Raw genomic sequence first — 12,357 nt, 5'->3', positions numbered from 1 at the left:
AAATCCGAGACCAGCAGCGAACGTTGCAGCGACTTGGACGAGCCGCGGCCGCAAGGGAGCGGGTGGCGCCTCCCCGGTGTTGAACCCGGCGCACAAAGGAACCGTGGGAGCTGTAGCACAGCGCGCGAAACGAGCCGCGACCGCAAGGGAGCGGGGGCGCCACCCGTCCCTTGCTACCCCAACTCAACACCGAGAGGTCTCGGCCCCGCTCCCTTGCGGTCGCGGCTCGTAAATAGGAACCCCCAAACCTCAACACCGAGAAGTCTCGGCCCCGCTCCCTTGCGGTCGCGGCTCGTAAGAGGAACCCAAAATCAAGCGCCGCGGCCTTCACCCTCTGAGCGCGTTACGCGAGCACGAGGTTGTCGATCAACCGCGTCGTGCCCAGGAACACCGCGACGGCCGCGACCGCGGGGCGCTCGAGGCGCGCGAGCGGTTGCAGCGTTTCCGCGTCCACCACGCGGGCGTAATCGACGCGCGCTCCGGGGATCGCGGCGAGGTCCGCGAACAGCGCCGACTCCAGCCGGGCAACGTCGATTTCGCCGGCCGCGGCCCGCGCACGAGTCGCCTGGAGCATCTGATAGATTCGCGGCGCTACGGCGCGCTGCTCTGCGCTCAGGTATCGGTTACGCGAACTCAGCGCCAGCCCATCGGGTTCGCGCACCGTAGGCTCGACGCGCACCGCGACCGGCACGTTGAGATCGCGCACCATCTGCGCGATGATGCGGGCCTGCTGATAATCCTTGGCGCCGAAGTGGGCCGCGTCGGGCTTCACGATGTTGAAGAGCTTGAGCACAACGGTACACACCCCGCGGAAGTGCCCCGGCCGCGTGGCGCCGCACAGGTGGTCACCCAGCTTCGCGACGTCCACGAACGTGAAGGAGTTCGTCGGGTACATCTCCTCCGCGCTCGGCGCGAAGATCAGGTGCGCGCCGGCGTCGCCGCACAACTTCTGATCGGCGTCGATCGTGCGCGGGTACTTGGCGAAGTCCTCTTTTGGACCGAATTGCGTTGGGTTCACAAAGATCGACACGACCACGAACCCGCGCGCGGCGCGGACCAGTGCGGCGTGCCCCTCGTGGAGCGCGCCCATTGTGGGCACGAAGCCGATGGGCTTGTGCGCGGCGCGGGCCGCATCAACGGCGGCCCGCACGTCGGCGATAGTCGAAACAATCGGTGGGAGCATTCCGACCGAACCTCGGTGTATAGGTCTCGAACCAGTACCGGGCGAACAGGGACGCTCACGCGGGCGCGTTTTGCGCTTCCAGCACCAAACCCAGATAGGAGCGCGGTTCTTTTTCGGAGAGCCCGAGTTCGGCGGCCGCGGCGAGCAGCCCCGCTTTCGCCGCTTCGTACTGCGCTTCTTCCGCCAGAATCTCCAGTTCAACAAATTCGCCCACGCGATCAACGCTGTCGAAACAGGCTTCGAGATCGAACCCGTCGCGGTGGAATTGGTAAACCCGGCGCTTCTTGCGGACCGTCATCACCGGGCGGTACCCCAGCGCGACGAGCATCCGCTCCATGTCGGTCGCGGCGGCGTCCCCGTCCCCGAGCGGAACCTCGATCTCGGCGCGGGTCTTGGTCTCGGTGTCGCGCCGCGGCCCTTTGTAAGTCAGGTAGTTCTTCGGCCCGATGCGCCGGAGCCGGAACGCCTCGTCGGTCGCCTTCAGGTCGCGATCGGGCGCCTGGAAGTACAGGTCCACGTCGGTGCGATCTTGGGTGAGCGTCGCGCCCCAATTGAGGAGCGTCGCGATCGCGGCGGTGCGGTCCGCGTTCCGGTACTTCACTTCGACTTCGAGCATCGTCTCTCGTGGTTGGGGGGCCTATTGGGTCCGGTTCTTCACTGTAACGAGCCGCGACCGCAAGGGAGCGGGAGGCACGCGGTGCCTCGTAACGAGCCGCGACCGCAAGGGAGCGGGAGGCACTGCCCGCCCGCGGGTGATCTCAAGGTAACCCGGGGAGCCGCCCCCCGCTCCCTTGCGGTCGCGGCTCGTTTGCTCGCGACTCGAAGAGCGCGAAGCTCGATCATTGGCTAAGATAGTTTGGGACAGTAGTTACGGACATCTGCCAAGCTTACGGAGTGCGTGCAGTGCCCCAGCGAGTGACGGTCGCAAAAGTGGCGGACATCCCCGACGGCGGGAGCGTGGTGGTCAACGTTCTCAAGCGGGACGTTGCGGTCTTCAATGTGAACGGCTCGTTCTTCGCCGTCGACGACTTCTGCCCGCACATGGGCGCGTCGCTGTCGGGCGGGTACATCGAGGACGGCTGCGTGACGTGCCCGTGGCACTTCTGGCGGTTCCGCCTGACGGACGGCGCGTGGGCAGACAACCCCAAGCAGAAGATCGGCGCGTACCCGATTCACGTCGTCGGGGACGATGTGCAACTGGAACTGCCGGACCTGCCCGTTGTGTAAGAGTGAGTGCCTCGGAACCCAGACGGGACGAACACCATGATGCGCGTGCGGTTCTGGTTCGCAGCGGCCCTCTTCGGGTTGGCGTGTGCGTTCGTGCCGGTGGCACAGTCGCAGCCACAGACGGCAAAGGGGAAGCCCGCACCCAAACTCGAACCGGTCGCCGAAACGAAGTTACTCATGGAGGGGATCGCGGACCCGAACGCCCGCGCGCTCGGCAAACTGTTCGCCGCGAAACCCAAGGACGCGGAAGTGTGGGCGTTTGCACGCGGTCAATCGCTCCTGCTCGCCGAAGCGGGCAACCTGCTCATGATGCGCCCGCCGAAGACGAAGGACGGGCAAGACCCGTGGTTGGCGCACGCGGCGGACCTGCGCGAGAACGCGACGGCCCTGGCGCGAGCCGCCGCCGCGAAAGACTACCTCCAGGCGCGCACCGCGCTCGCGGGCGTCGCGAACGCATGCAACCGGTGCCACCAGACGTTTCGGGTGGGCGTGCGAGTGGACCCGTTCGCCGGGGAATAGTTCCGAGTCGGAGCGCGCCGGGGCTCGTGCGGGGCGTACCGTCCGATTCGCGCGTTCGCGACTTGGAACTTGGAACTTGGAACTTGAAACTCCGTTCGCCGCCGTCTAGCCTGAGCGCGATTCGCGCAAAATTCCGACTCGCGATGACCGAAGTACCAGTGACGCGGGCCGCGCGGCCCAACGCGACACGATTCCACCCTCACCGAGTACCATTCACAATGTCCACTGTGCCGCCCCCGCCGCCCGCCGGAACCCTACCGCTGGCCGGCGCACCGGCCCCGCAGATCCCGCACAAGCGGGAAATCACGCTCATTAGCCACTCCATGCTGTTCTACTGGTGGCCGATCTGGTTACTGGGGTCCGTGATGGCGCTGGTGACGTACTTCGAGGACCACCGGCTCGCGGTCGTCCCCGCGGGTACGACGGTGACCGAGAAGAAGGACGACAAGGGCAACGTGTGGAAGGACGATAAGGGCAACACGTACTACGAGGTGGGGATTCCCGGGAGCAACACGACGAAATCCCTGACCGAAGCGGCGGAAAAGTCGAAGCCCGTTCCGGGCGGGGGAACCATTAATGCGTTCCCGACCCGCGTGTCGCAGAAGGTCTGGATGGCGCCGGTGTTCTGCGTCGTGCTCCTGGTCACGGTCGTCATCACGAACGTGCCGCTCCGCGGGCTGTGGTCGTTCCTGGTGCTGCTGTTGTTCGTGGTGATCGCGCTGCTCATCACCCTCGTGCCCGACGGGTGGGATAAGGTGCTCGGGGCGCTCGGCCACCTGCACATTTACATCAACATGGCCGGGTACCTGTTCATCGCGTCGGTCGTGTTCGTTCTGTGGTCGGTGTCGGTGTTCATCTTCGACCAGCGGACGTACATCGTCATCACCCCGGGCCAGATCCGGGTGTGCGAACACGTCGGCGCGTCCATCCGCACCTTCGACACGACCGGGCTGTCGTTCGAGAAGCAGCGCGACGACCTGTTCCGTCACTGGCTGCTCGGCTTCTTCTCCGGCGACCTGATCGTGCGGACGTCCGGCGCGGAGCGCGAAACGATCCGCCTGCCGAACGTGCTCTGGATCGGCTGGCGCCTCGAGGAAGTGCAGAAGCTCCTGGCTGAGAAGGCGACCGTGTCCAGCCAAGTGTAACCGTCGGATTCAGGCAGAAGAGGGACCGAGGGGAACCAGACACCAGTCTGGTTCCCCTCGGTCCCTCTTCTTTGGCCCGCGTTCTCGGTCCCGCACTATTCCTTGATTTCTTCCTTCACCAGATTCAGATAGAACGTTTTCTTTTCTTCGAGCTTCTTGTTGAGGAGCGCTTCGGCCTCCTCTTTCTGGTTGTAGGGGAACTTCTCGACCACCTTGCTCCCGTTGTCGAACACGATCCAGACGGCGCGCGTGCGGACCTCTTTCGCGGTTCGCGAGCGCTTGACGGGCGCCTTCTTGACGGCGACCTTCTTGGCGGCGACCTTCTTTTTCTTCTTCTTGGGTTTGTCTTCGTCGTCATCGTCATCGTCGCCGCCCGCGTCCCCCTCGGGATCGCCTTCGGGCTCTTCGCCTTCGGCTTCTTCGCCCTCGGCCTCTTCGCCCTCTTCCTCGTCCTCGTCGTCTTCTTCGCCTTCAACTTCGCCTTCGACCTCTTCCTCGCGCTGCTTGGCCTCAACCGCCTCGGCCTCGCGCCGCAGGTCCATCCGGCTCTTGCGCCCCTTCGCCATGTGCGTCCCCTCCGAGCGTGTTTAAATCGCAACCGTTAAGCTAACTCGCGGCGCCGGTACCGACAAGGGCGGGCACCGACTCGAGCCCCGGACGGTCCGCCGTCAAATCCACTTTTTCCAGCGGAAGAACCCCAGGGACGCGATTCCCGTCAGCGCCATCAACCCCAGCGCGAGCGGGTACCCCCACTCCCATTCCAGTTCCGGCATGTGCTTGAAGTTCATGCCGTAGACGCTGGAAATGAGCGTCAGCGGGAGGATGGTCGTGGAGATCATGGTGAGCACCTTCATGATCTGGTTCAACCGGTTCGAGACGGCCGCGAGGTGCGTCTCGGCCAGGTCGCTGACCATTTCGCGCGCGGCCTCAATTAGCTCCGTGTATCGGACGAGGTGGTCGTACACGTTGCGGTAGTACGCCATCTCGCGCGCCTCCACCAACTCGAACTCCCCCCGGATCAACCGCGACAGCACCTCGCGCTCGATGATGAGCGTCTTCCGCATACCGGTGACGATCCGCTTGAGCTTCAGGATGCCGGAGATGAGTTTGGCCGTGGGGCGCGTGAAGATCTGCGATTCCAACCGGTCCAGCCGGCCCGCGACCCACTCCACCACCGGCGCGTACTCGTCCACCATCGCGTCGAGGACGATGTGGAACACGTAGTCCGGGCCGCGCCGGGCCGATTCCCCGTGGCGCGCGAGGAACTGGTGCGCGCTCGCGATGCACGCGAGCGGCTCCATCGAGTGCGTGACGAGTACGTTCCGCGAGAGGACCGCGCTCAACTGGGGCCGGTGCCGGCGCAGCATCCGCGACGCGGACGGGAGCTTGGCTTCGCCCTCGGCCGGCTTGCCCTTCGATGCGGCCAGTTTGGAGAGCCCGGGCGGGAGCGGGTTCACGATCACGAACAGGTAATCCGGGAACTCTTCCACCTTCGGGAAGTGTGCCCCCTGGTCCGGTTCGCGCCGCATGCGGGTGATGTCTTCGAGCGTGAGCATGTGAACCGGCAGAAACTTCTGAAACACTGCCGCTTCTTCTTCCGGGGTCGGCGCACTCATATCGATCCAGACGAACCCTTCGGCCGCGATGGACGCGGCCGATTCGGGCATCCCCTCTGCACCCGTGCGCTCGCAACAGGAGCCGTTCCAGCGGTGGACGGTAATCATTCACTTGTTCCAGAAGCGAAAGTCTGAATTGCCGCCGACCCGTTCGCGTCTAGATACGGAGCGGGCCGCCGGGCGGCGCGGGACGAACTTCACGGGACGGGAGCCTTCTTGTACCTCGGCGGCCCCTGCGCCGCGAGTTCCGAAGTTCCGAAATTCCGATTGGAAGGGGCCACGTGGGTGGGGGTACAATACGGGCGATCGGATTCGCTCCCGCCTGGAACGTGTCCCCCCTTATGCCGCTCGCCACGTTACCGATTCCGCCGGCCCCGCTCACAGACGACGCACTGCTCGCGCGCTTCGCGAGCGGCGACCGCGCCGCACTCGACGACCTGTTCCGCCGATACCGGAGCGTCGCGTACCGGGTCGCGTACCGGCTACTCGGCCGCGAGGCCGATGCGCTCGACGCGGTCCAGGACGGGTTCGTGAACGCGCTCACGCACCTGGACCGGTTCAGCGGCCGCAGTTCGTTCAAAACGTGGCTCCTGCGGGTCGTGTGCAACGCGGCCCTTGATATCGGTCGGCAGCGGAAGCGGAACGAGCGCGTGCCGCAGGCGCCGCGCGGGTTCTCGCCCGACGGGTTCGGGGCGGACGACCTGCCGCCCGCCGATACGAACCTCGTGCGGGCCGACCTGCGGCGGGTGATCGATGCGGCCCTCGCCCGCCTGCCCGACGTGCAGAGGCAGACGTTCGTCTTGCACGTCGAGGGCGAACTGACCTATCGTGAAGTTGCCGACGCGCTGGGGATCTCCATCGGCACCGTGATGAGCCGCCTGTTCTACGCCCGACAAAAACTGAAAGACCTGCTGGCCGCGTACCAACAGCCATGACACCCGCCTCTCAACAACCCGACCCGAACGAGCGCGACCTCCTCCGCGCCTACGCCGAGGGCGACCGCGCCGCCGCACGAGCGGTCCGGCCCGACGAACCGACCGAGCCCGAGTGGGACGCGGTGTACCAGAGCGTCCGGGCGCGGCTGCGGCCCGTGGACCGCGTGCCGGAACACCAAACGACCCACTGGCGCGCGGCGGTGCTGATCGCGACCGGGGCCGCGTTCGCTGCAGTTGCGGCCGCGCTCGCGTGGGTCGCTTGGAACCCCGCGCTCGTCGAGAAGCCCGAACTCGTCGACGTGCGCCCCGCGCACCCGAGCGCACCCGAGGCGCCCCACGTCCCCGACCCGCTCGCGGACTTCGCGGTGCTGCCGATGGCCACCGCCGAGGAGGTGGACTTCCACCGCGTGCCCGGCTCGGGCTGGTTCCCGGTCGGTACCGATCCGCTGCCGAACGTTCTCAAACTCGCAACCACGGACGAAGTCGAACTCGACGACCCCAACCCGGCGTGGCCCCAGGTGACACCGTCGCCCGGGGACGCCCCGATCATCTTCGCCGCCAAGCCCAGGTGAGTCATGTCCGCTGTCGTTCTGACCGTGATCCTGTTCGTGGCGTGCCCCACCGAAGACCCCGTGCGCGTCACGGTGGTGATCGTGCTCGCCACGACCGAGAACGCGACCGTCGATCCGAAACTCAAGGAGCTCGCGAAAGAGGTTCAGAAGCGCGACCCGAAGCTGACCGGGTTCAAGCTCGTGGCGACCGAGTGCAAGTCGATTCCCGTGGGCGGCGGCACGACGATCTCGCTGACCGACAAGCAAGAGCTGAAAATGAAAGTGGACCAATCGAAGGACGAGAAGGGGCGGATCAGCCTGACCCTCAACCCGCCCGGTATGGACTCGGTTACTTACGCCTGTGCGTGCGACAAGTTCTTCCCCGTTGTGACGCCGCACCGCACGAAGTCCGGCGAGCAACTCATTATCGCGGTCATGGCGAAGCCCTGCACCGCGAAGAAATAAGGCCCCTTCGGTAGAACGTAGGGCCGCACTCCCGGGCACCCCCGAACGAATCACTTCTTGGGCGGCGGGCCTGCCGGACCACTCTTGGGCGCCGACCCGATGCTACCGCCGAACCCGGCTTTGACACTCGACGAGCCATCGGCGCGGTCGTAGAGAATGACCTTGCCGACCTGCTCGTTGCCCCCGCCGAAGCGGTTCCTGACGCGGGCCGGGATCGCGTCGTTGCCGGTCAGCGTGACGGCGTTGCCCTTGCTATCAATGGTGATCGCGGTCCCCTCGTAATCGTCCGTCCGCAAAAAGGCGTTCCCGCTCGCGGTCATGTTCTGTGCCGCGGGGGTGTCGCCCTGTTGTTTGTGGCTCCAGACTTCGAGCTTGTCGTTACAGGTGAGGAGCACCGCCCGGGGCGGCAGATTGTACTCGTCGATTTTGACCGTGGGCGCGTCGGCCGGCACGTGAATGGCCGTGACCTCGTCGCTGAACGCCGCCGACTGGTACAACTTCTTATCTCGGCCCGTCATCCGGCCGCTGAACTTGATGAACGTGAGCTTCATCTCCGGCTCGTCCTTCGCCGGTTTCGCGGCCGCCTTCGCGCCACCCGCCATCGGTTTCGCGCCCGCGGGCGGACCGGCGGGGTTCGCCTCGCCCCGCTGCCAGATGCGCAGCCGCCCCGGCCCCTCGGCGAACACTTGCTGGTACTTCTCTCCGCCGGCCGAATCTTGGGCTTGCGCCTCCATCATCAGGTCCGGGCACCAGAGCCATTGCGCTTTCAACAGTTTGCCGCTCTTGTCGTAATCCACCTGGGTGTAAACGACCTCGAGTTCGTGCTTGTTGTCGGCGATGTCGGCCGGCGCCGCGTAGCACTGGATCTTGTAAATCTTCGCGCTCTCGCCCTTCTTCGCCTCCGCGCCCGCCTTCGGGTCTTTCGGGTCCGGCGGGGGGGGCGGCGCCGCGGCCCTCTTCTGGGCCTGGTTAAAGTAAATCGGCCGGTCGAAGATGACGTTCATCGCGTGGCACTGCACCGACGATTCGCCCTGGGGCGCGGTCTGGTGCGCGGACACCTTTCCGGTAAAGACCGCGGAGCGCAGCGCGCCGTTGAACGCCATCGAGTCGCGCCAGTGAACGACGACCACTTCCGGCTGAGCGAGTTCGCCGCCCGCGAGGTTGCTCTTGGTCGGCATGGTGAGCGCGCCGCGCCCGTCGACCGCCGCCGAGTTGAGCACCTGATTGAGCACGATCTTCGGCCCGATGAGCGACATCTCTTCCTGGTGAACTTCGCCGTCCTTGTTCGGCCAGCCGAAGACGGTCATCACGCTCCCGTCCGCCGCGCCGTCGATCAGGAGCAGGCGCCCGAAGATGTCGATGCCGCGCGGCTTACCGGGTTCGAGCGGCTCCTGGTGTACGGACACGTTGTCCTCGCACCGGGCGCGGTCGAGTTGGTACTTCGCGGCGGGCGGTTCCGCGGCCTTGTCCGCAGCGAGCTTGTCGGCGGCGGGCTTATCGGCAACCGGGTTGTTTGATGCGGGCGCGACCGGTATCCGTTTGACGAACGTCTCGATGGTCTTGGCGCGAATCTCGAACGGCGGTTTCGGTTTCTCCGGTGCCTTCGCGATCGGCTCGGGCGCCTTCGGCGCGTCCCCCGCACCGGGAGCCACGGGGGGCATCGGCCCTGCGGGGGGACCGGCCGCGGCCGCATCGGGCGATACGGGCTTGCCCGGTTGCGCGACCGCAACTGCGACGGGGTCCGCGTCGCTGAAGTGGACCGTGAGTTGCTCCGCCTCTTTGATGTCGTAATCCGTGGAGTGGCTCGACACCTTTCCGACGGCCTCGACGCGCGCCGGCTTGGGCTGTCCGCCGCTCGCCACCTTCCCGTCGGCACCCGCCGGAGTTTCGGCGCGCGCCGGTTTGGGCTGTTCGCCGCTCGCTACCTTCCCGTCCGCGGGCGGTTCGGCCCGCGGGTGCAGCCACAGTTTGAGTACGGTGCCCTTGAGCCAGTAGTCCGCCCTCAAGTCTTCGAGCTTCGCGTCGTCGGTGAATATGAACAAGTCCTGCTCGCGCTCGTTAATGACCTGTTTCGATTGCACGAGCGAGGTCTTCCACGACGCGGCGAGCGTGTAGCCCTTGCTGACCGCGTCGAACAGCTTCACTTCCCCGGCGCCGCGCACGGTCATTTGCGTCTTGCGTACTGGCGGGAGCCCGGGCGCGGGGGCGATCGGCGGTCCCGGTTCCGTGGTGAGCGTCGCCGCGGTCTGTACGCTACCGGCCGTGAGGATGTTGCGGTCGCTCACCACGTAGAGCGGGTAGCCCGTCAGAATCATCCGGCTCGCGGCCTGTTCGTGAACGAGATCCTGGCCGTAGGCTTGTGTGGAACTGGCGCTCTGTGTGGCCCCGGGGGTGCTCGGCGCGGTGTCCCCCTGCGACTCCAGCGTGACGTACCGGCCCGGCGTGGTCGTCCAGGCGTGGAGCCGCTTGATCGCGGGCGAATTGGCCGGGCGCGCGTTGCCGGTCGGGGAGCCGTTGAATTCCAGCTCGAGCACCTGGCTGAACAAGCTGCTCGTGCCGCCCCGCGCGGGGATCTTCGTCACCTGCACGTCGTTGGGCAGGTTGGGGTCCGAGTGCGGGACCACGTCGAACCGCGCGAGCGACTTGCCCGCGTCGTAGGCGAACGAGCCGCGGGTATCGATCTGGAGCAGCGCGCGGTCCATGAGCCGCACGTTGTACGCGGCCGGACCGATTCCCCCCGTGATGCCGACGATCGCCGCCGGAGGGGGAACGAGTGCGAGGCCGTTGCTCTTGGGCGCGCTCGCCCCGCCCGGTTGCGCCGGAGGTGGGCCGCCCGTGATCGATTGGCCGTTGTCCACCCACAGGTTCATCACCACCTGTTCCTGGAACTCGATCCGGCGCACGCCGTTGACGGTGCTCGTGCCGGGCTGCGGCTCCTTCTTGGGCTGGCCGGGCGGCGGGTCGGGTTCCAGGTACACGCGGAGCCCGATCGCGGTGATCGTCGGCGGCGGGAGGCGCTGGCCGCTCAAGATCGCCGCGATCGCGCTCGTGTTGCGGTTGTCCTCGCTCTTGGTCGGCGCGGTGACCGGGGCCGCCGCACCGACCGGCCGCGGCAAGTTCTGGCGGTCCACGATTTCGACCGGGGCGTCGGTCCAGAAGTCCGGCGCTTTCGCGGCGTCCGTCCCGACGACGTTTTTCGGGTTGCGGTAGAACACCGGGCCGACGGTGCGGAGCACCAGGGACCGGTTCGGGTCACTCGACCGCTGATTGTTGGTGATGTGAACGACCCCGCGGCGCGGGTCCGGGAGCGCCTGCTCGAAGTCGCTGACGAGTTCGACGCGCAAGAGCAGCGCCTTCTTCATGTCGGCCATGTTGTTGATGACGCGATCGAACTCGAGGACGCCCTTGTCCGCGTGCGCCGTACTGATCTCCGCCACCTCACCGGGCTGGCGCAGGTGCGCGGCCTTCGCCTTGCTGAACACCGCGATGCTGAACGGCGAGAGGGTCACGCGGTGCGAGTTGGGTTTGTCTGGCGGCATCCCGGACGCGATCAGCACGGACGAATCGCCGCTCGGGAGCAGGAACTGCATCAGGTAGTGCGAGTCGTTCGTTTCGGGGCTGTTCTCGCCGAACGCTTCGATCAACCTCTGCTGGGTCGGGGCGACGGCCGGGCGCTCGGGCGGCGCGAAGACCCCGGTGCTCCGCACGAGCGCGGCCGCGGGGAGTTGGGGCAGCCCGTCGAGCCAGCCGAGGAGCTGCGCGTAAACGGCATACGCGCCGGCGAACAGCACGAAGCCCGCGAGCAACAACATCGTTCGCCGGGGCGTCAGCACCGTTCACTCCAGGGTTATTAGCCTATTTCAGGCTCTGTAGCGAGCCGCGACCGCAAGGCAGCGGGAGGCACTGCCCTCCCTTTAACGAGCGACCGCAAGGGAGCGTGGCACGCCGCGCCTCGTAACGAGCCGCGACCGCAAGGGAGCGGGGCAGCGACTCCCGGTTCCTTTGTGCGCCGAACTCAACGTCGGGGAGCCGTCTCCCGCTCCCTTGCGGTCGCGGCTCGTCCAAGTCACTGTGCCACGGCGAGTCCCGGCTCCTTTGTGCTGGACTCAACGTCGGGGAGCCGCCTCCCGCTCCCTTGCGGTCGCGGCTCGTCCAGTCCGCTACGACGATCCTGAAACGAGACTAGTTGGCGTAGCCGGCGGTCACTTCGGCCCACCGGCCCTGTGCCCTCAGTAGCCACTCGATCAGCTCGCGCACGGCCCCGTGCCCGCCCGGGACCGCGGTCACGTAATGGGCCGCGGCCCGCGCTTCCGGGCACGCATCGGCGACCGCGGCCGCCAGCCCGCACCGCCGTAGCACGGGCACGTCGGGGAGGTCGTCCCCGATCGCGCACACCTGCTCCGGGTTCAGCCCGGTCTGGGCCAGCACGTCCTCGAACGCGCGGAGCTTGTTCTCGCGGCCTTGGAGAACCGGGTGGATGCCCAGTTCGGCGGCCCGGCGCTCCACCGCGCGCGAATCTCGTCCCGAAACGATGGCCGCCCGCTTACCCGCGGCGCGCCACAACTTCAACCCCGACCCGTCGCGCACGTGGAAGAATTTGAGCTCGCGCCCGTCGTCGGCGTAGACCACGCGGCCGTCGGTGAGGACGCCGTCCACGTCGAGGAGCAGGAGCTCGATGGCCGCGGCGCGCTGGGAGAGGTCGGACGTCTGCATCAC

At 66.8% G+C, this 12,357-nt stretch carries 12 protein-coding genes; 6 read left to right on the top strand and 6 right to left on the bottom strand.

Going from position 1 to position 12,357, the window contains the following annotated elements; translation table 11 throughout:
• Window positions 1-343 precede the first annotated feature (343 nt).
• Together panC and cyaB are read right to left on the bottom strand one after the other, a co-directional pair.
• On the bottom strand, window positions 344-1,183 hold the full coding sequence (gene panC / locus J8F10_RS17500) for a pantoate--beta-alanine ligase (protein ID WP_210655779.1): 840 nt from the start codon (window positions 1,181-1,183) through the stop codon (window positions 344-346).
• A gap of 55 nt (window positions 1,184-1,238) precedes the next feature.
• Window positions 1,239-1,799, bottom strand: a complete 561-nt coding sequence (gene cyaB, locus J8F10_RS17495; RefSeq protein WP_210655777.1) for a class IV adenylate cyclase — start codon at window positions 1,797-1,799, stop codon at window positions 1,239-1,241.
• 287 nt (window positions 1,800-2,086) lie between these two features.
• Here cyaB and J8F10_RS17490 point away from each other — a divergent pair, with 287 nt between their 5' ends.
• From J8F10_RS17490 to J8F10_RS17480, 3 genes are all read left to right on the top strand, one after another.
• Complete coding sequence (locus J8F10_RS17490) at window positions 2,087-2,410, top strand: Rieske (2Fe-2S) protein (protein WP_210655775.1); 324 nt, start codon at window positions 2,087-2,089, stop codon at window positions 2,408-2,410.
• A gap of 36 nt (window positions 2,411-2,446) precedes the next feature.
• Window positions 2,447-2,929 carry a cytochrome c gene (locus J8F10_RS17485; RefSeq protein WP_210655773.1) on the top strand — a complete coding sequence of 161 codons (483 nt, stop codon included), beginning with the start codon at window positions 2,447-2,449 and terminating at the stop codon, window positions 2,927-2,929.
• 218 nt (window positions 2,930-3,147) lie between these two features.
• Window positions 3,148-4,074 (top strand): hypothetical protein, encoded by a 927-nt coding sequence (locus J8F10_RS17480; protein WP_210655770.1) that lies wholly within the window; start codon window positions 3,148-3,150, stop codon window positions 4,072-4,074.
• 95 nt (window positions 4,075-4,169) lie between these two features.
• Here the strand turns inward: J8F10_RS17480 and J8F10_RS17475 are convergent, their stop codons facing one another.
• A complete protein-coding gene (locus tag J8F10_RS17475) occupies window positions 4,170-4,640 on the bottom strand; it encodes a hypothetical protein (RefSeq protein WP_210655767.1) in 471 nt (156 codons plus the stop codon).
• Between the two features lie 102 nt (window positions 4,641-4,742).
• Window positions 4,743-5,798 (bottom strand): magnesium/cobalt transporter CorA, encoded by a 1,056-nt coding sequence (gene corA, locus J8F10_RS17470; RefSeq protein WP_210655765.1) that lies wholly within the window; start codon window positions 5,796-5,798, stop codon window positions 4,743-4,745.
• A 233-nt stretch (window positions 5,799-6,031) separates the two neighbouring features.
• Here corA and J8F10_RS17465 point away from each other — a divergent pair, with 233 nt between their 5' ends.
• Genes J8F10_RS17465 through J8F10_RS17455 form a run of 3 tightly spaced genes read left to right on the top strand, consistent with a single transcriptional unit; the run spans window position 6,032 to window position 7,641 of the window.
• Window positions 6,032-6,625, top strand: coding sequence for an RNA polymerase sigma factor (locus J8F10_RS17465; protein ID WP_210655762.1), 594 nt, complete (start codon window positions 6,032-6,034; stop codon window positions 6,623-6,625).
• The gene (locus tag J8F10_RS17460; RefSeq protein WP_210655759.1) at window positions 6,622-7,197 is read left to right on the top strand and encodes a hypothetical protein; all 576 of its coding nucleotides are present in this window, start codon (window positions 6,622-6,624) and stop codon (window positions 7,195-7,197) included. The genes J8F10_RS17465 and J8F10_RS17460 overlap by 4 nt, the downstream gene beginning before the upstream one ends.
• Before the next feature lie 3 nt (window positions 7,198-7,200).
• Window positions 7,201-7,641 carry a hypothetical protein gene (locus J8F10_RS17455; protein ID WP_210655757.1) on the top strand — a complete coding sequence of 147 codons (441 nt, stop codon included), beginning with the start codon at window positions 7,201-7,203 and terminating at the stop codon, window positions 7,639-7,641.
• 50 nt (window positions 7,642-7,691) lie between these two features.
• Here J8F10_RS17455 and J8F10_RS17450 read toward each other — a convergent pair whose 3' ends face one another.
• On the bottom strand, window positions 7,692-11,474 hold the full coding sequence (locus tag J8F10_RS17450; RefSeq protein ID WP_210655755.1) for a hypothetical protein: 3,783 nt from the start codon (window positions 11,472-11,474) through the stop codon (window positions 7,692-7,694).
• A 349-nt stretch (window positions 11,475-11,823) separates the two neighbouring features.
• Window positions 11,824-12,354, bottom strand: a complete 531-nt coding sequence (locus J8F10_RS17445) for a KdsC family phosphatase (protein WP_210662002.1) — start codon at window positions 12,352-12,354, stop codon at window positions 11,824-11,826.
• Between the last annotated feature and the right edge of the window lie 3 nt (window positions 12,355-12,357).

This window comes from Gemmata palustris, from assembly GCF_017939745.1.
GTDB classification, from domain to species: Bacteria; Planctomycetota; Planctomycetia; order Gemmatales; family Gemmataceae; genus Gemmata; species Gemmata palustris.
Note: the sequence above shows the minus strand (reverse complement) of the source record. Positions and strands in the feature narration are given on the sequence as shown.